Origin of the sequence: Pseudomonas sp. FEMGT703P, from assembly GCF_002786345.1 — a bacterium.
Lineage (GTDB): Bacteria > Pseudomonadota > Gammaproteobacteria > Pseudomonadales > Pseudomonadaceae > Aquipseudomonas > Aquipseudomonas peli.
Genome location: NZ_PGCM01000008.1, coordinates 181,467 through 202,879, shown reverse-complemented (window position 1 = coordinate 202,879; position 21,413 = coordinate 181,467). Strand labels below are relative to the sequence as shown.

21 protein-coding genes are annotated in these 21,413 nt (G+C 60.9%); 8 read left to right on the top strand and 13 right to left on the bottom strand.

Translation table 11 applies throughout. From position 1 onward, the window contains the following. Positions 1–21 precede the first annotated feature (21 nt). Complete coding sequence (locus tag CUR33_RS13080) at positions 22–993, bottom strand: TAXI family TRAP transporter solute-binding subunit (RefSeq protein ID WP_090254462.1); 972 nt, start codon at positions 991–993, stop codon at positions 22–24. A 228-nt stretch (positions 994–1,221) separates the two neighbouring features. On the opposite strand from CUR33_RS13080, the gene CUR33_RS13075 reads away from it, so the two are divergent. After that, complete coding sequence (locus tag CUR33_RS13075; RefSeq protein WP_289239917.1) at positions 1,222–2,247, top strand: AraC family transcriptional regulator; 1,026 nt, start codon at positions 1,222–1,224, stop codon at positions 2,245–2,247. Between the two features lie 22 nt (positions 2,248–2,269). Beyond that, positions 2,270–2,842 carry an HNH endonuclease gene (locus CUR33_RS13070; protein WP_289239916.1) on the top strand — a complete coding sequence of 191 codons (573 nt, stop codon included), beginning with the start codon at positions 2,270–2,272 and terminating at the stop codon, positions 2,840–2,842. 31 nt (positions 2,843–2,873) lie between these two features. Here the strand turns inward: CUR33_RS13070 and CUR33_RS13065 are convergent, their stop codons facing one another. Beyond that, positions 2,874–3,824 carry an SDR family oxidoreductase gene (locus tag CUR33_RS13065; RefSeq protein WP_289239915.1) on the bottom strand — a complete coding sequence of 317 codons (951 nt, stop codon included), beginning with the start codon at positions 3,822–3,824 and terminating at the stop codon, positions 2,874–2,876. 205 nt (positions 3,825–4,029) lie between these two features. On the opposite strand from CUR33_RS13065, the gene CUR33_RS13060 reads away from it, so the two are divergent. Together CUR33_RS13060 and CUR33_RS13055 are read left to right on the top strand one after the other, a co-directional pair. Next, on the top strand, positions 4,030–4,377 hold the full coding sequence (locus tag CUR33_RS13060; RefSeq protein ID WP_289239914.1) for a VOC family protein: 348 nt from the start codon (positions 4,030–4,032) through the stop codon (positions 4,375–4,377). Positions 4,378–4,388: 11 nt separating this feature from the next. Further along, the gene (locus CUR33_RS13055) at positions 4,389–5,402 is read left to right on the top strand and encodes a DUF5924 family protein (protein WP_090254454.1); all 1,014 of its coding nucleotides are present in this window, start codon (positions 4,389–4,391) and stop codon (positions 5,400–5,402) included. A gap of 218 nt (positions 5,403–5,620) precedes the next feature. Here the strand turns inward: CUR33_RS13055 and CUR33_RS13050 are convergent, their stop codons facing one another. The 5 genes from CUR33_RS13050 to CUR33_RS13030 form a co-directional block, all read right to left on the bottom strand. Then, positions 5,621–6,850, bottom strand: coding sequence for a nucleoside recognition domain-containing protein (locus CUR33_RS13050; protein ID WP_282874409.1), 1,230 nt, complete (start codon positions 6,848–6,850; stop codon positions 5,621–5,623). 327 nt (positions 6,851–7,177) lie between these two features. After that, complete coding sequence (locus tag CUR33_RS13045; RefSeq protein WP_090254450.1) at positions 7,178–7,636, bottom strand: inhibitor of vertebrate lysozyme family protein; 459 nt, start codon at positions 7,634–7,636, stop codon at positions 7,178–7,180. A 10-nt stretch (positions 7,637–7,646) separates the two neighbouring features. Next, complete coding sequence (locus tag CUR33_RS13040) at positions 7,647–7,811, bottom strand: DUF1328 domain-containing protein (protein WP_090379030.1); 165 nt, start codon at positions 7,809–7,811, stop codon at positions 7,647–7,649. A 77-nt stretch (positions 7,812–7,888) separates the two neighbouring features. Continuing rightward, entirely contained in the window at positions 7,889–8,323 is a 435-nt protein-coding gene (locus CUR33_RS13035; RefSeq protein WP_090254447.1) for a ferritin-like domain-containing protein, read from the bottom strand. 83 nt (positions 8,324–8,406) lie between these two features. Beyond that, positions 8,407–9,243 (bottom strand): BON domain-containing protein, encoded by an 837-nt coding sequence (locus CUR33_RS13030; RefSeq protein WP_090254445.1) that lies wholly within the window; start codon positions 9,241–9,243, stop codon positions 8,407–8,409. Between the two features lie 252 nt (positions 9,244–9,495). Here CUR33_RS13030 and algB point away from each other — a divergent pair, with 252 nt between their 5' ends. The 3 genes from algB to CUR33_RS13015 all read left to right on the top strand — a co-directional run bounded on the left by algB (position 9,496) and on the right by CUR33_RS13015 (position 13,119). Then, a complete protein-coding gene (gene algB, locus CUR33_RS13025; RefSeq protein ID WP_289239913.1) occupies positions 9,496–10,848 on the top strand; it encodes a sigma-54-dependent response regulator transcription factor AlgB in 1,353 nt (450 codons plus the stop codon). After that, a complete protein-coding gene (locus CUR33_RS13020) occupies positions 10,845–12,620 on the top strand; it encodes a KinB sensor domain-containing domain (protein WP_289239912.1) in 1,776 nt (591 codons plus the stop codon). The genes algB and CUR33_RS13020 overlap by 4 nt, the downstream gene beginning before the upstream one ends. Before the next feature lie 94 nt (positions 12,621–12,714). Then, a complete protein-coding gene (locus tag CUR33_RS13015; RefSeq protein WP_170050110.1) occupies positions 12,715–13,119 on the top strand; it encodes a DUF1330 domain-containing protein in 405 nt (134 codons plus the stop codon). A gap of 20 nt (positions 13,120–13,139) precedes the next feature. Here CUR33_RS13015 and CUR33_RS13010 read toward each other — a convergent pair whose 3' ends face one another. The 3 genes from CUR33_RS13010 to CUR33_RS13000 all read right to left on the bottom strand — a co-directional run bounded on the left by CUR33_RS13010 (position 13,140) and on the right by CUR33_RS13000 (position 16,198). Further along, positions 13,140–14,624 carry a nucleobase:cation symporter-2 family protein gene (locus tag CUR33_RS13010; RefSeq protein ID WP_090254439.1) on the bottom strand — a complete coding sequence of 495 codons (1,485 nt, stop codon included), beginning with the start codon at positions 14,622–14,624 and terminating at the stop codon, positions 13,140–13,142. A gap of 207 nt (positions 14,625–14,831) precedes the next feature. Then, entirely contained in the window at positions 14,832–15,608 is a 777-nt protein-coding gene (locus tag CUR33_RS13005; RefSeq protein WP_289239911.1) for an N-acetylmuramoyl-L-alanine amidase, read from the bottom strand. Beyond that, the gene (locus CUR33_RS13000) at positions 15,605–16,198 is read right to left on the bottom strand and encodes a MarC family protein (protein WP_090254436.1); all 594 of its coding nucleotides are present in this window, start codon (positions 16,196–16,198) and stop codon (positions 15,605–15,607) included. Before CUR33_RS13000 ends, CUR33_RS13005 begins: the two co-directional genes overlap by 4 nt. 310 nt (positions 16,199–16,508) lie before the next feature. Between CUR33_RS13000 and CUR33_RS12995 the strand changes: the two genes are divergently transcribed. Then, positions 16,509–17,927, top strand: a complete 1,419-nt coding sequence (locus CUR33_RS12995; protein ID WP_289239910.1) for a DASH family cryptochrome — start codon at positions 16,509–16,511, stop codon at positions 17,925–17,927. A gap of 6 nt (positions 17,928–17,933) precedes the next feature. Here CUR33_RS12995 and CUR33_RS12990 read toward each other — a convergent pair whose 3' ends face one another. The 3 genes from CUR33_RS12990 to CUR33_RS12980 are packed head-to-tail and all read right to left on the bottom strand — an operon-like array spanning position 17,934 to position 21,328. Then, on the bottom strand, positions 17,934–19,796 hold the full coding sequence (locus CUR33_RS12990; protein WP_289239909.1) for a GGDEF domain-containing protein: 1,863 nt from the start codon (positions 19,794–19,796) through the stop codon (positions 17,934–17,936). A 15-nt stretch (positions 19,797–19,811) separates the two neighbouring features. After that, entirely contained in the window at positions 19,812–20,675 is an 864-nt protein-coding gene (locus CUR33_RS12985) for an endonuclease/exonuclease/phosphatase family protein (protein WP_289239908.1), read from the bottom strand. 23 nt (positions 20,676–20,698) lie between these two features. Beyond that, on the bottom strand, positions 20,699–21,328 hold the full coding sequence (locus CUR33_RS12980) for a thiol:disulfide interchange protein DsbA/DsbL (protein ID WP_090254429.1): 630 nt from the start codon (positions 21,326–21,328) through the stop codon (positions 20,699–20,701). Between the last annotated feature and the right edge of the window lie 85 nt (positions 21,329–21,413).

The window sequence follows — 21,413 nt, the reverse complement described above, 5'->3', positions numbered from 1 at the left end:
TAAGCGGGCAGCGTGGGCTGCTTACAACCAGCCGCGCTCTTTGTAATAACGCACGGCGCCTTCGTGCAGCGGGGCGCTGAGGCCGACTTTGATCATGTCTGCTTCTTTCAGGTCGGCAAATGCAGGGTGCAGACGCTTAAAGCGATCAATGTTGTCGAATACCGACTTAACCAGCTGGTAAACCACTTCCGGGCTGGCATTGGCCGAGGTGGAAAGCACCGCCTTGCCGCCAATCGACGGGGTTGGCGCATCGCTGCCCTTGTACACGCCGCCTGGGATATCGGCCTTGGTGTAGTAGCTCTTCTCGGCCAGCAGCTTGTCGATTTCCGCACCGGTCACCGGCACCAGTACCGCGTCGGTGGTGGTGGTGGCTTCCTGGATCGCGCCATTCGGATGGCCAACGAAGTAGGTCATCGCGTCGATATTGTTGTCGCCCAGGGCAGAAGCCTGCTCAGCCGGCTTCAGCTCGGCGGCCAGGGAGAAGGCAGAACGATCCCAGCCCTTGACCTGCATGATCTCTTCCAGGGTGTCGCGCTGACCGGAACCTGGGTTGCCGATGTTTACGCGCTTGCCTTTGAGGTCATCGAAGCTGGCGATGTTGGCATCACGGCGGGCGAGGATGGTGAACACCTCACTCTGCAGCGAGAACACGGCACGGATGTCCTCCATGGCGCCTTCTTTCTCGAACGGCGCGACACCCTTCATGGCCTTGAACTGGTGATCTGACTGCATGATGCCGAAATTGAATTCGCCACTGCGGATGCCGTTGACGTTGGCCACGCCGCCGCCGCTGGCTGGCGCGTTGCACTTGATGCCGTGCTCAGCCGCACCGCGATTGAGGAAACGGCAGATCGATTGACCGGCAACGTAATAAACGCCGGTTTGACCACCGGTGCCGATGGTGACGAATTTCTCTTCGGCCTGTACGGCGCTGCTCAGGGTAATACCTGCGAGTGCAGCGGACAGGGCCCATGCCAGGGATTTACCTTTCATGGGAGTTCTCCTTTTCTGTTTATTTTTAAGCCGAACGCACCTTTTGAGTGCGTCCAGAGAGCAAGAGTCTAACCGCTCAGCCACAGGTTGCACGGAGTAATACCGGCTCCCCTGGTAACCAAGTGTTAGCGAGGGTCTGTTGCCGTTTCGTTCGCGGCGGCGCGAATGGAACAAACCCTAGACGTCTTAACGCTACCTTCAGGCCACAGCTTTGGGCAGAATCAAGCCATGCTCAAGAACCCACTCGACTCACTCCACACCTCGGTTAGCGCCAGCATCACTCTGGCGGTGCTGCATGCCGCCAGCCGCCTGGGCGTTGATCGCGCTCAATTGATGAGCGCCTGCGAACTGCACGACAGCCAACTCAGCGACCCCGATGCGCGCGTGCCTTTCGCCACTCAGGAACAACTGTGGCAACACCTCAGCCGCATTGAGCATGCCGAACCCGGCCTGGCCCTGGGCTGCAACCTCGCCCCTGGCCCGTTCAGCGTGCTCGGTTACCTGTTGCAGAGTAGCCCGACCCTCGGCGACGCGCTGGCGGCCGGGCTGCGCTATCAGCGCCTAGTCGGTGAGGGTGGCGAAGTACAACTGCGCGAACAAGGCGAGGAGCTGCAGCTGCTCTACCGCCCACTGCATCCCGAACTACCGGCCACCCGCACCCGCGTACTGGCGCTGATGGCCTGCTGGGTACAGATGCTCCACCCGCTGCTGGATAACTGGCAGCTGCTACGCGCGCAGTTTGTTCACGAACAACCGTCAACGCTGGACAGCTACCGCGAGACTTTCGCCTGCGCGCTGCAATTTGCCGCCAGTGATTACGGCATCGTTCTGCCGCGCAGCCTGGCCCGCGCGCCGCTGATCCAGGCCAACCCGCCGCTGCAAAATCTGCTGCGCCAGCATGCCGAAGCCCTGCTGGCACGCCTGCCCAGCGAAGGGCTAAGCGCCCGTGTAGTGGCCTTACTGGGTGAGCAACTGGCGCGCGGCGAGCCGGACCGCAGCGAACTGGCGCGCCATCTGCACCTCAGTGAACGAACCCTGCAACGACGTCTGGCCGATGAAGGCTGCAACTACCAGCAACTGCTTAACGACACCCGCCAGCAACTGGCCGAACAACACCTCAGCACCGGCGACTTACCCGCCGCAGAAATCGCCCTGCTGCTGGGCTACTCAGAACCCAGCGTATTTTTCCGCGCGTTTCGGCAATGGACTGGGTTAACGCCGGGCGAGTATCGGGCGCGGCAGAAAGCTCAATAAAAGACTGTTAGAGCGCACCTCTATGGAATATTTGTCGTTGTTTCGCATGCCAACCCCAATGAAGATCACTGGTCGCTCTTCAAGCATCACCAACGCCTTCATCAATTCCATAATTCCTATCGTCCGTCCAAGCGCCGAAGAAGTAAGGCAAGCCTTGGAAGTACTCGGTATGACTCCCGAAACTTTTCAGTGTGCATACTGTGGTGGCGGTGTTTCCGAATGGGATCATCTTCGCCCGCTTGTCAAAGAAAAGAAGCCAACCGGTTACATCTCTGAAATCCACAACCTCGTGCCATCCTGCGGAAAGTGCAACCAGTCAAAAGGCAACAAAGAATGGAGAGCCTGGATGCTCAGCACCGCGAAACTATCGCCAACCGCTCGCGGAATTAGAGACATACCTGAACGAATCAGGAGGCTGGAGGCTTACGAGAGTTACAGGACCCCAACAAAAATGGATTTTTCAGAAATTGTTGGGAGTGATGTGTGGACGCAGCACCAAAATAATCTAGAGCGAGTGCAGGCGCTCATGCGCGAATCGCAGACCCTTGCCACACAGATCAATATTGAAATCGCAAACGCCTACAAAGCGCTCTAATTTACTGCGGGATGAAGCCGCACAGCAGCGATTAAATCCCCTGCGCCCGTAAAAACGCCAGAAACGCTTCGCGCGAGCTGTAGCGTGGGCTAAAGCCGAAGTCCTGTTTCAGCCGGCGGTTACTCAGTACCGGGCGATAACGCAGAAAATCCACTTGCTCAGGACCGTAGGGGCTTAAGCCCAGTGGCTTTAGCACGTGCAACGCGGCGCGGATCAGCCAGGCTGGCAGGGCGCGGTAGGGTTTGTTAAGCAGTTCGGCGATTTCCTTGAGCGATAGCGCGCCATCGCCGGCCAGGTTGAAGATGCCGGCGCTCTGCTGGCGCAGGCCGCGGCAGATGATGTCCACCACATCCTGATCCCAGATAAATACGAAGCGGCTATCGCTGCCGCGAATACCCAGCACTGACGGCTTTTTGAACAGCTCGGTGATCTGGTTGTTCACCTGTTTGCCAAGAATGGTGCCGGGGCGCAGCACCAGCTGCTTGAGGTGCGGGTGCTGCGTGCGGGCCTCGGCCAGCAGCATCTCCACTTCACGTTTGTGCTTGGCGTAGGCGAACTGTGCATGGCCGCGCAGCGGCTGGTCTTCATCCAGCCACTCGGCATTCTGTGGATCATAGCCGTAGGCGGCGCCGGAGCTGGTAACGATCAACTGTTCGACGCCATGGGCCGCAGCCGCCTGGATCAACGATTGGGTACCGCCGACATCGATGGCATGCAGCTGTTCTTCGCTCATGCCTAGCGGCGGTGTGACCACCGAGGCCAGATGAACGATCGCCTGCGGCCGCCAAGTGGCGACACAACTCGCCACGGCGGCTGAGTTGCTGGTATCAAGCAGTACCGGTTCGATATTCAGTTTTAGCCCCGCGCGGCTTTGCGGGCGGATATCAGCGGCAATCAGCGTCCACTGCGGGTGCTGTATGGCCAATTGGTTAAGCAGCTGCTGGCCAATATAGCCAGCGGCGCCGGTGATCAAAACACGCATTTCCCTCTCCGTACCCAGCACCGCACAAAGGTGCGAGTGCTGCATTTCTAACGACTGTGATACCCCATTACAGGCTATCCAGCGGGTTGCGCGGAGGCAGTGGCAAGGCTGGCCAAACAGCGTGGCGAAAGGCGACAGATGCATGTGCCCTGGCCGGCTGGGCGCGCTATGCTCTGCGCCCCGCCATTTGCCCAGGTATGCCGCCATGAGCCAAGCCGAACAGAATCTGCGTATCGACTACATCGAGTTCGCCGCCGTCGACCTGCCGGCGCTCAAGCATTTTTATGAACAGGTCTTTGGCTGGCGCTTTACCGACTACGGCCCGCACTACAGCAGTTTTACCGACGGGCGCATGACGGGCGGCTTTACCACTGACAGCACAGCGGGTAGCGGGCCGCTGGTGGTGATCTACGCCACGGATCTGCAGGCTGTGTGCACCCAGGTGGCGGCGGCAGGCGGGCAGATCACTCAGGAAATTTTCAGCTTCCCCGGCGGGCGACGCTTCGAGTTCAGCGATCCCAGTGGTAATCGTCTGGCCGTGTGGTCGGAGTAATCGGACGTCCCATGCAAGCAGTGAAACAACAGGTGTTCAAACTGATCGCCCTGATTCAGCGCAATCCGGGGATGGTGGCGATCTTTGGCTTTGCCTCGGGGTTGGCGAGCTTTCTGCTGGTCGAGCGGCATGCCGGACTGGCGCAGGTGCTGGCGCTGGTGATGCTGGTCAGCTGGTTGTGGCTAATTCTGGAAAACATCCTGCGCGAGCGCATCGCCCAGTGGTTCGGTTTCGAGTTACCGCCGCCGCTGCTGCGCTATGCCACGCAGATGATCCACCAGGAGAGCCTGTTCTTCGTTCTGCCGTTCTTCTTTATCACCACCACCTGGAACAGCGGCCAGTTGCTGTTCAGCGGCCTACTGGCTTGCGCGGCGCTGATTTCGATCATTGATCCGCTGTACTACAAGTGGCTGGCGCCTAAGCGCTGGCTGTTTCTCGCCTATCACACCTTGGCGCTGTTCGCGGTGCTGCTCACCGCGCTGCCGATCATCTTCAAACTGACCACTCCGCAGAGTTACCAGCTGGCCCTGGCGGCGGCGGTATTGCTGTCGTTTCCCTCGCTGTTCGCGATCATCACCGTGCGCCGTTGGTGGCGTGGCCTGCTGTTGGTGGGCATGACCCTGGCCATCGGCGCAGGCGGCTGGTTGGCGCGCACCTGGGTGCCACCGGCGACCTTGTGGCTGACCGAGGTGGCGGTCACCAGTGAATTCGACAACCAGAACCGCGCGCCGGGCGAAAGCATCAAGGAACTGAGCGTGGCGCAGCTGCGCAGCCAGGGCCTGTTCGCCTACACCGCGATCAACGCCCCGCGTGGGCTGAATGAGCGGATTTATCACGTCTGGCGCCGCGATGGCGGCGAGGTCGAGCGCATCGCCCTAGATATTCACGGCGGGCGCAAGGAAGGCTATCGCGCCTGGACCCACAAACAGAACTTCCCCGCCGACGCCGTAGGCCGCTGGCAGGTGCAGGTGCTGACCGAAGCCGGGCAGATGATTGGGGTGCTGCGGTTTAAGGTGGTGGAGTAGCGGGTAGGTTGGCGTTGAGGAGCACAGCGACGAAGCCCAACGCGGCTACAACGCTTCCGCGTGGAGGAATAACGTGGCTAAACCAATCTGAGATCTCGCGAGCTAGAGTCCTGCAAGGCAAAAACAGGCGAGGAAGCAGAATGTACTTTTGTACATGAGCATTCCGAGCCTGTTTTTAACGCCGCAGGGCCGACGCGCAGCAGATCGTTGCCGAACACCTACCCGAAGAACCAGTAGCAGACGAAGATCGCCGCCACCACCCCGGCAAACTCAGCCAGCAGCGCACAGCCCACGGCGTGGCGCACACGCTGGATGCCCACCGCACCGAAGTACACTGCCAGCACGTAGAAGGTGGTTTCCGTGCTGCCCTGAATGGTCGCGGCGACCAGCGCGGGAAAGCTGTCGACTCCCTGGGTCTGCATGGTTTCGATCAGCATGGCGCGCGCTGCGCTGCCGGAGAACGGCTTGACCAGCGCGGTGGGCAGCGCTTCGACAAAGCGCGTATCCCAACCGAACACCTCGACCAGCCAGCGAATACCGTCGAGGCCGAATTCCAAGGCGCCAGATGCGCGTAATACGCCAATCGCACAGAGCATCGCCACCAAGTAGGGCAGCAGGCTTTTGGCCACGTCGAAGCCTTCTTTCGCGCCTTCGACAAACTCCTCGTACACCGCCACCTTCTTCAGCGCGCCGAGCAGCAGAAACAGCATGATGATGCCGAACAGGGTGAGGTTGCCGGCCAGCGACGACAGGGCCGCCAGCGCCGTGGCGGACATGGTCGCCAGCACAGCCATAAAGCTGCCCAGCAGCAGCGCGCCGGGGATCAGGTACGCCAACACCACCGGGTCCCACAGGCGCAGGCGCTGCATTAGCGCCACCGACAGCAGGCCGACCAGGGTCGACGCACTGGTGGCCAGCAGAATAGGCAGAAACACCAGAGTGGGATCAGGCGCACCCTGCTGGGCGCGGTACATAAAGATGGTCACCGGCAGCAGGGTCAGCGACGAGGCGTTAAGCACCAGAAACAGGATCTGCGCATTACTCGCCGTGGTGCTGCTGGGGTTTAGCGTCTGCAGGGAGCGCATGGCTTTCAGGCCAATCGGCGTGGCGGCATTGTCCAGGCCCAGGCCATTGGCAGCGAAGTTCATGGTGATCAGGCCGAGGGCCGGATGGCCGCGCGGCACTTCCGGCATCAGCCGCGCAAACAGCGGACCGAGCATGCGCGCGAGGGCATCGACCAAGCCGGCTTTCTCGGCGATACGCAACAGGCCGAGCCAGAGGGTCAGGGTGCCGAACAGCAGCACCATGACCTCGACCGACAGCTTGGCCATGGCAAACAGGCTTTCGACCATGGCAGCGAACACCGCAGGGTCGTCACCGAGCAACCAGCGCGACAAGCCGGCAATGGCCGCCACCACGAAAAACCCCAGCCACAGCCAATTGAGCATGCCGTCTCTCCCCCAGATCAATGAGCGGGATGATAGCGCGGCTTATACAGCGGCTTATACAAAGGAGATGGAGAGAGTCTTTTTACGAGCTTGCGAGCTAGAGTCCTGCAAGGCAAAAACAGACGAGAAACGTAGCGCAGCGGAGTAACAGCCAACGGCTGGCCCGTAGGGTGAGCGCAGCGAATCAAGCGAAGTGTACTGTTGTACATGAGCATTACTCGTTCTACTCGCCCTCCGGGCCGCGCTAAAGCGCGTTAGCCGCAAGCGGCTTACCGAGCCTGTTTTTAACGCAGCAGGGCCGACGCGCAGCAGATCGTAAAGAGACTCTTAGTACCAGTTCGGGTCACTTCTCAGCTGCTCTTGAAGCAACTGCTGAGTCGCTTCATCCGGTTCGCCGAGCCAGCGCAGGGTGGCGTGCTGGCTGGGTGCCTTGTCCGTCGGCAGGCCGTCGGGCAGTTGCACATAGAGTGCGTAGGCGTCCTCCTTGTCCCAGCTGAAGGCCACGTAGAGGCGTTGGTTAAAGCAGTTGTGCGCTTCACACAGCTGGCCGACCAGGTACTTGTCACCGTCGTCATCCAGGCCCTGCATGGGGCTGGCGATGCCGCTGAGGTTCATCACCCACTCCGGCAAACGGCTTTCGTCTTCCACCAGTTCTTGCCAGGTCTCCTGATAGGCAGGGTCACTGGCGAGCAGTTCATTGAGGCGGAATTGGCCATCGGTATCCGCGGCCAAAGCCGCCGCACTGCCGCCCAGCAAGAGGGCGGCAAGCAGCGTCTTGATGGTCATAGCGGCTCCTCTATCCACGTGGGCGGCGGCCCATAATGAACGAGACGATAAACATCACCAGAAACACCACGAAGAGAATTTTCGCGATACCCGTGGCGGTGCCGGCGATACCACCGAAGCCCAGAACTGCAGCGATGATGGCGATAATCAGAAAGGTAATGGCCCAACTCAGCATGGCGATACTCCTTGTTTACTCAGTGTGCGCCGCGGCGCGGTAAGACCCGGTGTGGCGCAAACCACACCGGACCGGGCTTACTGCATGGACTGTTTCAGGGTGCGCATGCGGTCATGGTTGGCGCGCACTTTCGGCATTTCTGCAGTCAGCAGGGCCTGCACGTCCGGCTCGGCACTTTCCAGCGCATCCTCGAAGGCATGCAGGATGCGGTCTTCGGCTTCTTCCAGCTGCGACACGTAGGTGGCTTCGGTGTCGCTGACCAGGGTCGCTTTGGTATCGGCGTAAACCTGACGCAGCTTGCCGACAAAGGTGCCGCCGCTGGCCGGGACTTCCTGGTTGGCAGCAACTTTTACCGACAGCGCGCGGATCAGCTCACTCTTGCTCTGCGACATGTCGCGGAACAGCACCTGCAGGCGCACGTCCTTCACTTCATCGTGGGCGTGCTGGTAGAAGCGCTGGCCGTCACGGGTGATTTCGATCAGTTCGTTAAGTTGCTCTGTTTTATCAGTCATGGTGGATCTCCTATGAGTTGTAGTGGCTGCCAAGGCAGCCTCAGACAACAGGCCGCGACCGGTATGGCCGCCGCCCGGATGAATTAGCTATCGATGCGCAGAGCATCGGCGTCAACGCCGCGCACGCCACGAATATTGCGGGCGGTTTCAATCGCCAGTTGCTTCTCGGCGTTGCTCAGCACGGTGCCGCTGAGGCTGACCATGCCCTTCTGGGTGTCGACGGAAATATCCAGACCGTCGAGGTTACGACTGTAGATAAAGCTGGATTTCACCTTGCTGGTGATCCACGCATCGCTGATCACCGCAGCGGTGTCATCGGCCGCGTTCTGCGCCTTGGCAGCGGTGCTGTCAGTGGCGCTGACGCTCAGCTGATTGTTCACTGCACGCACGCCATCGGTGTTGGCCGCCAAGCGACCAGCCAGTTCCTTGGCTTCGGCGGTCTGCGCGTTACCGGTCAGGCTGACTTTGCCGTTGTCCGCATTAACGTTGATATCCAGACCTTCGGTATTGCTGTTCCACAGCAGCTTGGATTTCACCGTGGCGACCAGGGTCGCGTCGTCAAAACGCTGCGACAGGTTCGGCTCGGCGCTGGCCTTGGCTTCGAAGGCCGGGTCGAGGGTCAGCTGGTTGTCGACCTTCTTCACCCCTTCGATACCCAGAGCAATCTGCTCGGCCAGGTCGCGCTCAACATCGGTTTCCACCTTACCGGTCAGCTTGGCGCTGCCGTTCTCCACATCGACATCGATGGTGAAGGGGTTGAGGTGGCGGTTAAGGGCAAACGCGGTCCAGATCGAGCCTTCCTGGCGCGCCTCGCTCAGCTCGCGGCTGGCATCGCCCTCGGCAGCATAGGCAGCGAAAGGCGCCAGACCGATCAGGCCGGCGGTCGCAGTGGCCAGGGCCAGAGTTTTCAATTGATGCATGGCAGTTCCTCCAATGGATAACGATCAAGCAGACGGCCGTTTGTCGCCGTCGTTACTGATAGATCGCAAGCCGCATGCCAGCTTTTTTAATCTTAATAAATTCATATAAATCAGTTACTTAACCTTGATTAGCGCACACGCAAAGCTTGCAGCTTGCATGATCGCCACAGAACAGCCGTGCAACTTGCACGACGCGCCGCGGACTAACCCTGTGCACGCAATGACTGCGTGCGGGATAAGAAGGAGATGGCTATGCACGCAAGCACGGAAGAACACAGCCTGGGGCGCATTTTGCTGGTGGATGACGAGACCGCCATCCTGCGCACCTTCCGCTACTGCCTGGAAGATCAGGGTTACCAGGTGAGTACCGCGAGCAGCGCGGCACAGGCCGATGCCCTGCTGCTGCGGCAGGTATTCGATCTGTGCTTTCTCGATCTGCGCCTGGGCGCAGACGACGGCCTGGAGGTGCTGGCGCAGATGCGTCTGCAGGCGCCCTGGATGCGTGTAGTGATCGTCACCGCGCACTCGGCGGTAGACACTGCGGTGGATGCCATTCAGGCCGGCGCGGCGGATTATCTGGTCAAGCCCTGCAGCCCGGAGCAGCTGCGCCTGGCCGCAGCCAAACAGCTGGAAGCGCGGCAACTGGTTGAACGCCTGGAACGTCTGGAAGGCTATGTGCGCAAGCCCGGCGATGGCCTCGACTCGCAGAGCCCGGCGCTGATGGCGGTGCTGCAGACGGCCAAGCAGGTGGCTGATACCGACGCCAACATCCTGATTCTCGGCGAGTCCGGCACCGGCAAGGGTGAGCTGGCGCAAGCCATTCACCGCTGGAGCAAGCGCGCGAAGAAATCCTGCATCACCATCAACTGCCCGTCGCTGAGCGCCGAGCTGATGGAAAGCGAGCTGTTCGGGCATAACCGCGGCGCCTTTACCGGTGCCAGCGAAAGCACCCTGGGGCGGGTCAACCAGGCCGATGGTGGCAGCCTGTTCCTCGATGAGATCGGTGACTTCCCACTGGCGCTGCAGCCCAAGCTGCTGCGTTTTATTCAGGACAAGCAATACGAGCGCATCGGCGACCCGGTGACTCGTCAGGCTGATGTGCGGATTCTCGCGGCCACCAACCTCAACCTGGATGAAATGGTCCAGCAAGGGCGCTTCCGCGAGGACCTGCTGTATCGCCTCAACGTCATCACCCTGACCCTGCCGCCGCTGCGCGAGCGTCGCGAGGATATCCTCGACCTGGCCGAGCGCTTTCTGGCGCGCTTCGTCGTCGAGTATGCGCGGCCGGCGCGCAACTTCAGCGAGGAAGCGCGCGAGGCGCTGCTCACCTACGCCTGGCCGGGCAATATCCGCGAGCTGCGCAACGTGATCGAACGCGCGAGCATTATCTGCAGCGAAGAACTGGTGCAGGTCAGCCACCTCGGGCTTAACGCCCAGGCCAACCCATGTGCGCCGCAGATCGGTGATCAGCTGAGCCTGGAAGCCCTGGAAAAAGCCCATATCAGCGCCGTGATGGCCAACAGCGAAAGCCTCGACCAGGCGGCGAAAACCCTCGGCATCGATGCCTCAACCCTGTACCGCAAACGCAAGCAGCTCAGCCTGTGAACCTGCGCAGCCGGCTGTTTATCAGCAGCAGTGCGCTGCTCACCGTCGCCTTGGTCGGGTTGTTATTGGGGATGTTCAGCGTGCTACAGCTGACCCAGGTGCAGAGCCAGGCGATGACCCGCAACCTGCAGATCATCGATGCCAGCCTGGGCCTGCGTCAGGAGCTGGGCAAACAGGTGATTCTGCTGCTCGCCGAGGACCTCGACCGCGAGGCACTGAAAGCCTCCGATGAGCAGTTCAAACGCTGGCTACAGCGCGCCGCCGAAAGCGCCACCGATGACAGCGACCGTCAGGCGGTTGCCGAAATTGAGCGCGCCTACGCCAGCTTCGATGACCTGCTGGCCAAGCCCTTGACCGTGCGCCGTGAGTTGCTCAGCAATGACAGCTTCGGCCGGGCCATTGAGGCCCTGCGCGACCGGATCAACGCCGTGCAGATGCGTTACGTCAGCGCAGTGGAACAGGAGGAAGCACGCGCCCGTGAACGCGCCTGGCTGATCGTCGGGCTGCTTGGGCTGATCGGCCTGGCCGTGTTGGTGATCGGCTTTGTCACCGCGCACAGCATCGCCCAGCGCTTCGGCCGGCCCATCGAGGCATTGGCGCGGGCCGCCGACCAGATCGGCCAGGGCGATTTTCAGGTCACCCTGCCCCTGACCCCGGTGGCGGAAATGTCCGCCCTAAGCCAGCGCTTCGGCCTGATGGCCGAGGCCCTGCGCGAGTTCAAGAGCAGCGATGTGGCCGCCCTGCAGGCCGAGCAACAGCGCCTGCAAGCGGTGCTCGACAGCATCGACGACGGCCTGCTGATCTTCGATTGCGCCGGCCGGGTCGAGCACGTCAACCCGGTGGCCCTGCGCCAGTTGGGCTGGGGTGCCGAGCAGCTCGGGCAGACCCTCGACGTGGCCCTGAATCGCGCCGATCTGGCCGAGCAGTTGCACAAGTTGCTGCAGGGCGAAAGCCTGGATGAGGTGCTGGACGATGTGCAGACCGAGGTCGATGGCGAGCAACGTGTGCTGGCCTACAGCCTGTCTGGCGTCCATCACAGCGAAGGGCGCTTTATGTGCGCGGTGATGGTGCTGCGCGATGTGACCGAGCAGCGCGCCTTTGAACGGGTGCGCAGCGAGTTCGTGCTGCGCGCCTCGCATGAACTGCGTACGCCGGTGACCGGCATGCTGATGGCGTTCGGCCTGCTGCAGGAGCGCCTGCAGTTTGCCGCAGAATCCCGTGAAGCCGACCTACTGAATACCGTGGATGAGGAAATGCACCGCCTGCTGCGCCTGATCAACGATCTGCTGAATTTCTCGCGCTACCAGAATGGCCTGCAGACCCTGGAGCTTTCTACCTGTGCCTTAGGCACGCTGCTGCAACAGACCCAGCAACGATTCACCACCCAGGCCGACGAGCTGCAAATCAGCCTAGCCTGTGAAGTGCACGGCGATCTGCCGGACGTGCAGATCGATCCGCTGCAGATCGAGCGGGTGCTCGATAACCTGATCGGCAACGCCCTGCGCCACAGCCACCCCGGCGGACATATCCGCCTGCAGGCACGGCAGCAGGATGATCGGGTGGTGCTCAGTGTGGAAGACAACGGCGAGGGCATTCCCTATCGCCAGCAGGCGCGAATCTTCGAGCCCTTCGTGCAGGTCAGCCGCAAGAAAGGCGGCGCCGGCCTCGGCCTGGCGCTGTGCAAGGAAATCATCCAGCTGCATGGCGGACAGATTGGCGTGCATTCACGCGCCGGTCAGGGTGCGCAGTTTTATGTGGCGTTGCCGGTTTAAAGCTTCGATTACAGGCAATCAGCCTGGCTGATGCAGATTGCCTGTGAGCCTACGCAGGCCGACACTGGGCGCTCCACACATGAGGAGCGCTGTCATGCCCAGCATCAACCCCAGCCCTGCCCAACTGGCTGCCTTTAGCGCTGCAGTAGCCGACGATACGCCATTGCTGATGCTCAACCTGCTGCGCTTTCAGGCCCAGGCCAGCTACTCCAGCGGCAGCAGCCATACCCCCTGCAGCGGGCGCGAAGCCTATGCACGCTACAGCCAAACGGCGCTACGCAAAGTGCGCGGGGTGGGGGGTGAGGTGCAGGTCATGGCCGCCGCACAAGCGGCCCTGATTGCCCCGGAGGGTGAACAGTGGGATGAACTGCTGTTGGTGCGCTACCCCTCCAAGGCGGCCTTTCTCAGCATGCTTGCCGATCCGGAGTACCGCGCGGCTACCGAACACCGCACGGCCGCCCTGGCCGACTCACGCCTGATCGCCACCACGCCGCGTTAAACGCGTGGTGGCAAGCCCGGCTAATGCCCTGACGCTTCCTTGATCAGCGGCACTTCCTTGCCCTCGGCATCGAACAGCTTGCCGCCTTTGAAGTAATCGCCATCGTTCAGTGCGGCAATATCCTGGTAACGCAGGGTCCGCTCATGGCCGGCCACGAAGACCGATTGCTGGTCCGAGTTGCCGGTCTTGAAGTGGTTGAAGGCCAGGTTGAGCACAATCGCCATGATCGCCGCCGAACTGATGCCCGAATGGAAAATGGTTTCGAACCAGGCCGGGAAGTGGTGGTAGAAGGTCGGCGCAGCAATCGGGATCATGCCGAAACCGATCGAAGTGGCGACGATGATCAGGTTCATGTTGTTGCGGTAATCAACTTTGGACAGGGTACGGATACCGCTGGCCGCCACGGTGCCGAACAGCACCACGCCCGCACCGCCGAGCACCGCCGTGGGCACGGCAGCGACCAGACGGCCCATCACCGGCAGCAGGCCGAGGGTCACCAGAATCAAGCCGGCCGAGGCCACTACATAGCGGCTTTTCACTCCGGTCACCGCCACCAGGCCGACGTTCTGGGCAAAGGCACTCTGGGTGAACGAGCCAAAGATCGGCGCAAACACGCTGGAGATCATGTCCGCACGCAGGCCGTTGCCCAGCCGCTTGGAGTCAACCTTGGTTTCGATGATGTCACCGACCGCCAGGATGTCCGCCGAAGTTTCCACCAGGGTGACAATTATCACGATCAGCATCGAAATGATGGCCGCGACATGGAAGGTCGGCATGCCGAAATGGAACGGACTGGGCAGCGCCACCATCGGCCCTTCAGTCACCTTGGAAAAATCCGCCATACCCAGGGCCACGGCCACCAGGGTGCCGATGACCATGGCCAGCAGGATCGACAGGCGCGAGATGCTCGAACTGCCCAGTTTGCTCAACAGCAGCACGGTGACCAGGGTCAGCGCGGCCAGACCGATATTGGCCATGCTACCGAAATCCGCCGCGGCACTGTTACCGCCCATGGCCCAGCGCGCCGCCACCGGCATCAGCGTCAGGCCAATGATGGTGATGACAATGCCATTGACCAGCGGCGGGAAGAATTTGGTGATGCGTGAGAACACCGGGGTGATCAGCAAGCCGATCAGCGACGCCGCGATTACCGCGCCGAACACTGCCGGGAGACCGCCGGCACCATCGCTGCCGATGATCGCGATCATGGTCGCCACACCGGCAAAGGACACGCCCTGCACCAGCGGCAGCTGCGAGCCGAAGAACGGCAGGCCGAGGGTTTGCAGCAGGGTCGCCAGGCCACCGGCAAACAATGAGGCCGCAATCAGCAGACCAATATCCGCCGGCGACAGTCCAGCCGCCTGACCGACAATCAACGGAACCGCGACAATCCCGCCGTACATGGTCAGCACATGCTGCAGGCCATAGGCGAGGTTGGCACCGATACCGAGGTTTTCGTCTTCCGGGCGCTGCGCGGAGGACGGCGTAACAGGTGAAGTCGTCATGCTGAGTTACTCGCTGTTGTTCTTGTCCGACTAATGTAGACAAACCAAAAAGCTCTTGGCTACAACTTTGTATACATTTTCAGACAAAAGAGCATCGGCAGAACGATTATCGAATGCACAGTCTAGAAACGAACATGCACACATAAAAAACCGCCGAAACACACGTTGTTTCGGCGGTCGTTTATCATCAACGCTGTAGGCCTCGGTTTAGAGCATTGCGGCCAGTACCACCAGCAGCGCTGCCGTCTGGGCATCCGGCTCGCCGTCATAGCGTGCCGGGCGGTATTTCATCTGAAAGGCCGCGATGACATTGCGCGTGGCTTGATCCAGCTCACCATTCAGCGGCACCGCGTAGCCCTGCCGCATCAATTGCTCTTGAAACCATTGCACGCTTGGCAGACTGGCGCTGAACAGCGCCTGCTGACGCGCCACAGCCTTGGCATCCGGCCAAGGCATCAGACCGGCATCGGCCAAGCGTTTCCAGGGGAACAGCGGACCGGGGTCAACCTTGCGCTGCGGCGCAACATCACTGTGCGCCAAGATGCTGCCAGGCGGCAGTTGGTGGCGTTGCATGATGTCTTTAAGCAGCTCGATCAGCGCGTCGATCTGCGCCGGAGCAAAGGGCTGCCAGTAACGGCCGCTGGGCGTGTCATAAAACCCCTGGTTAACCAGCTCGATGCCAATCGTGGTGCCATTGAGCCAGGTCCGCCCCTGCCACTGGCTGTCACCGGCATGCCAGGCACGGCGGTTCTCGTCGACCAGGCGGTAGATGGTCGGCGGGGCTTCGCCGATCAGGTAATGACTGCTGACGTCGGTCTCGGTCAGCAATTGCAGCGAGCGCGCCATGTCGGTAGAGGTGTAGTGCAGCACGATGTACTGCACGCGGCTGTTCTGCCCGGTGGCGGTATAGCTGTCATCGATGCGCAGGCCACTGCTACAGCCGGCCAGCCATAGCACCAGAATACTTAAACAGAGAGCTTTCATGGGCTGATATGCAACACGCTTTGCAGGTTATCCAGCAGCATATCGACGCTGAGCATGATCAACAGCATGCCCATCAACCGCTCCACTGCGGTCAACCCGCGAGGTCCGAGAAACCGCTGCAGCCATGAAGCCTGCAGCAAAATGAATGCAGTCGCCGCCCAGGCCAACACGACGGCGGCATAGAGCTCCCAAAGCTCACCCTCGTGGGTATTGCGCAGGGTCATCAACACCGCGAGAGCGGAAGGCCCGGCAACCGCCGGAGTGGCCAGCGGCACCAGCATGGGCTCGCCATCCGGCACATCACCCAATACCCCTTGCGGGCCAGGGAAGATTAGGCGCATGGCGATCACAAACAGGATGATACCGCCGGCAATCGCAGTTGCCTCCCGCGACAGCCCCAGCGCGCTGAGCACTTTGTCACCAAAGGTAAGAAACAGCAGCAACAACGCCAGCGCAAACAGCAACTCACGTGCTGCAACCCACAGGCGACGTTTGGCCGGTACGTTTTTCAATGCGGCGATAAAGATGGCGATATTGCCGAAGGGATCGGTGACCAGAAAGATCAACGCAGCGATGCCGAAAATATCCATAGTGACTCCTCAACAGATCGGCAGAGTTTAGGGCCTGTTGCCGTTGCAATGCGAACGCGCCTTAGTGTGCGCAGGCATGGGGCCTAGCAAGCATGGCGGTCGTGCTGAGTCACATTCGCCACCGAGCACCACAGCCACACGCTCAACCAGCGCCCTGCGGTTAGCTGTCGGCGTAGAAAAGACCTTTGATCCGGCAGATTTGCCGCGCTGGTCTATTGCCCGGGCAAGACACAATTGGCGCTGCTAGACTGGAAACTGTACAAATATGGATATCTTGTACAGTTTTTGTATTGCTTAGGAGACCAGCACCATGCGCGCACTGCTGTGGTTCAAACAGGATCTACGTCTTGATGACCACCCCGCCTTGCAGGCGGGCCTAACGGCTGAATGCCTGTTACCGGTGTATGTGCTGGACCCAGCACTGCTGCAACTCAACGCGTTTGGCATGCGCCGCATGGGCGTCCATCGTGCGCGCTTTCTGCTGGAAAGCCTGGTGGCGCTGGAGGGTGAATTGCGCCAACGCGGCTCACATCTGCTGCTGGTAATCGGCGAGGCGGAGCAGGTGATCCCGCAACTGGTGGCCCAGTTTAATCTGGATCAGGTGCTGACCCTGGAGGAAATCGCGCCCGACGAACGTGCCCAGGTGGCCCGCGTCGCCCGACAACTCGGCGATGTCACGTTGCAACAGGCGCCCGCCAACAATCTGTTGCGCCCAGATGAACTCCCCTTCAGTGTCGATCAGCTGCCACATGTGTTCAGCCGCTTCCGCAGCCTAGTGGAAGAGCGCCTGCAGGTATTCCAACCGCGCCATGCGCCCGACCGCTTACCGGGGCTACCAGATGGTGCGCTGGCGTTGATGCAGCCGCTGCCGACCTTGTCGCAGCTGGGCCTCGGCGAACCGCTCAGCGTGGCCGCCAGTGCGTTCCCATTCGCCGGCGGCGAACCCGCGGCGCTGGGTCGGTTACGCGACTACTTGTGGAAAACCCAGGCGGTGCGGCAATACAAAGACACCCGCAACGGCATGGTCGGCAGTGAGTACTCGTCGAAGTTCTCACCCTGGTTGGCTAACGGCAGCCTCTCGGCACGCCGCGTGGTGGCCGAACTGCGTCGGCATGAAGCGCAGTTCAAACGCAATGATTCGACCTACTGGCTATGGGTCGAAATGCTCTGGCGCGACTTCTTCCGCTGGACCCTGCTTCGCCATGGCAGCGCACTGTTCAAGGCGGGCGGCCTGAAAGCCACTGAACGGGCACCACAGCAGCTGGACCAGCGGTTTCAGGACTGGTCACGGGGTCGCACGGGCATGCCGCTGGTGGATGCCAATATGCGCGAACTGGCCGCCACCGGCTTTATGTCCAATCGCGGTCGTCAGGTGGTCGCCAGCTACCTGATCAATGATTTACAACAGGACTGGCGCCATGGCGCAGCCTGGTTTGAAGAGCACCTGATCGATTACGACCCGGCCAGCAACTGGGGTAACTGGGCCTACCTGGCCGGTGTGGGCAACGACCCACGGCACAACCGTGTCTTCAATGCCCTGCGCCAGGCCCGTGAGTATGACCCTGATGCGCAGTACGTCAGCCTCTGGCTACCGGAACTGCGTGACGTACCGCAAGCGCTGCGTCATACGCCTTTCCTACTCGCCGGCGGTCACCTGCGCAGCCTTGGCTACCCGCAGTTGGACAGCATTCCGGAGAGCTGGAAGCCTTACCTGCACGCAGTGGCCTGAATCGGCTCAGTTCAGTTCAACCCGATTGCGCCCGCCGCTCTTGGCGCGATACAGCGCCTGATCGGCCCGCTCGAAGACCTTGTCGCTGTCCTCTCCACTGGCAAAGGCCGTCAGACCGGCCGACAGGGTGATGGTCACGCGCTCGCCCCGAAAGTGGAAGGGGCACTGCTCCACACCATCCAGCAGGGTTTGTAACAGCTGGTGACCGCCCTCTAACGGGGTGGAAGGAATCAGCAGAACAAATTCCTCACCGCCAAAACGGGCAATAAAGTCTGTCTTGCGCAAACGTTTGGCCAACTCACCGGCGATGATCTTCAATACTTTGTCGCCCGCCAGATGACCGTAGCCATCGTTGATCCGCTTGAAGTGGTCAATATCCAGTACCGCCAGCAGCAACTCACCGCCATAGCGTTTCCAGCGTGCCATCTCCAGCTCAAGGCGCTCACTCCAGCCGGCACGGTTGGGCAGGCCGGTGAGCGGGTCGATCAGGGCTTTCTGCCGCTGCTCTTCGAGGTGATCACGGAAGCTCTGCGCTTCCTGCTCCATATCGGCAACCTTCTGGGTCAGGCTTTGCAACCGCTGCGCCACGGCCTCTTCGTGGCCATCACGCTGCTTCTGGTGCTCGCTGACCGTGCTGAGTAAGCCATCCAGGCGGGCTTCCAGTGATTGCTTGAGCGTCGGCAGATCAACCGCATCCTGCACACTGGCCTGCAAACCGCTGACCTGATCGCGCAGCTCCTGATTGAACGTGCGCGCACTCTCCGCCGACTCGCTGTAGCCCTCGTGAGCCTCGCTGAGGGTGCTGAGAAACGATGCCAGACGCTCATTGAGCTGCTTGAGGTAGCTGGCAAACTCACGCTGACCGCTGTCAGTAACGGCCAAGACCAGCACCGCCAGATCGTCCAGCACCGACACCAGCTCATACCAGTTCAAACCACCCTGCACGCGCTGACGCAACACCTCACCCTGCGGCCGATGACGCTCCGGCAAATCCAACTCATCGAGCAAGCCCATCAGGCTATCGCCAATATGCGGCGCTACAGCGCTGTAACCCGGCTCGGGAATTTCTGGCAGCGCATACGCCGGGTCCCCGGAGGACTGGGCAGGCATAGCGGACACGGGCGTCACGGCGGCGATGGACGTTACGGCGGCAGGTGATGGCGTAGGGGCGGGATTTGGCGTGACCGGCGCCACAACCGCAGCCGCTTCACTGCTCGCCTTCAGCGTTGGTTCAACCGCCTGCGCAAGAGGCTCAGGCTGTGCGACAGCGTTTGGAGCAGGGGCAACGGGCTGCGCATCATCAGCGGTTGCCGGCTCGCTATCGGCGGGGCTAACGGGTGCAGCGTCCTTGCCCCCAAACAAGCGCTGGAGGAACCCCGGACGGGTCTGGGTAGCCTCGTCATCAAGCGCGGCCAAGGCTTGCTGCTGCAGGCTGCTCAACTCACTCAGCAGTGCCGGCAGCTCACGCGGTTGGCTGGCACGCTCTTCAATGCGCTTGGCAAACTGCTTGAGCGCTTTGCGCACTTCGCGCGGAGGCTCCAGGGCAAGCAATTGATCAGTCAGGCTGGTGACGCCGGAGATGTTCTGTTCGACGCGATCTTGGCGGCGCTTTTCCGAATCCAGCACGGCTTTTTCCAGCCGAGGAATCAGCCCCGACAGACCGGCGTCAATATCATCGCGACGAAGAATGTCGCGCAGCTCCTGCATGCACTGGTCAACCGACTTGTCACTGCCTTCGGCGGCCAGCGAACTGCGCACCAGGCCACGTCGTAGCAGATCGAGCCGGGCATCCCAACGGCGTTCTAGCTTTTCTTGTTGTTCCAGGCTTTCCAGGTACTTGCTTTTCCAGCGCTGGGCATCGTCAGTCATGGTTGCAGTCCACGTTTAAGGCTCACTCAGCATAGGCGTTGCCGGCCCATAGAGTGAAGTGGGCAAACGAATTTGCACGGCCACGGGCAAGTGATCGGAAATAGGCTGCGACAGCACTTCACAGCGCTCCAGGGGTAACTCCGGGCTGAGCAGAATGTGGTCCAGGCAGCGCTGCGGCCTCCAACTTGGAAAAGTCGCCTCGATCTGCGGAGCAACCAGGCCAAGGTCCCGCAGCGGCGAATGCAGCAGCAAATCATTGGCATGGGTGTTCATATCACCCATCAGCACCATGTGCCGGTAGTCACTGAGCAGTTCGCGGATATAAGCCAGCTGACGGGTACGAGTACGCGCGCCAAGGGACAGGTGCATCATCACCACGGCAATCGCGTCCGGTCCTTCACCGATGCGCAGCAACATCGCGCCGCGGCCGGGCGGGCCGGGCAGCGGGTGGTCTTCCAGCAAACTAGGACGCAAACGACTAAGCACACCGTTGCTATGCTGCGCGAAACGGCCAAGGTTACGGTTGAGTTGCTGGTACCAGTAAGGGAAGGCGCCGAGATGCGCGAGGTGCTCGACCTGATTGACGTAGCCCGAGCGCAGGCTGCCGCCATCGACCTCCTGAAGCGCGACCAAGTCGAAATCACCAAGCAGATCGCCAATCCGTTGCAGATTGCCGCTGCGCCCGGCATGCGGCAACAGATGCTGCCAGCTGCGTGTCAGGTAGTGGTGATAACGCTGGGTGCTGATGCCGACTTGAATGTTGAAACTGAGCAACCGCAGGCTGCCATTTTGCGGCCAGTCGTCGGCTGGCGCGCAACGTGGATTGACCTGTGGATCGCACAGGTCAATCGCCCGTCTGGCCCGCCAGCGCCTGAGCATTACGCGTTATCCGCGCACGCCGATTACTGCGCGGCGCGTTCTTTGGCGATCAGATGATCCGCCACTTGCAGGGTTTGCTGCGGACCGCCCGAACTGCTGATGTCAAAACGGTATTTGCCGTTGACGATCATCACCGGCACGCCAGTGATCTGGTAAGCCATAGCAAGTTTCTTGGCCTTTTCCAGCTGGCTCTTCACACCAAACGAATTGTAGGTTTTGAGGAAGGCGTCCTTGTCGATGCCTTCGGCAGCCAGGAAGTCGGCCATTTCTTCCGGGGTGGCGAGCTTCTTGCCCTGTACGTGGATGGCGTCAAACACTGCGGCATGCACCTTGTGCTCGGCTTTCATCGCTTCCAGGGTGATAAACATCTGACCGTGTACGTTCCACATGCCACCGAACATGGCCGGAATACGGACGAAGTTGACGTCATCCGGCAGGGTGTCGATCCATGGGTTGATGGTTTCTTCAAATTTGTAGCAATGGCCACAGCCGTACCAGAACAGCTCAACCACTTCGATCTTGCCAGGCTTGGCAACCGGTACTGGATTGCTTAGCTCAACATACTGCTTGCCCGCTTCAATTGGCTCGGCATGAGCGCTCAAGCCAAACAGGCTGGCGGTGACGAGAGTGGCACTGAGGATCAGGTTACGCATGCGTTACTCCTTGGCTATAAACGGCGCGTGATGGCGAACCGGAGTTCGACCTGCGAAGCAAACTGGGGTTCCGTGCATTGTAGCG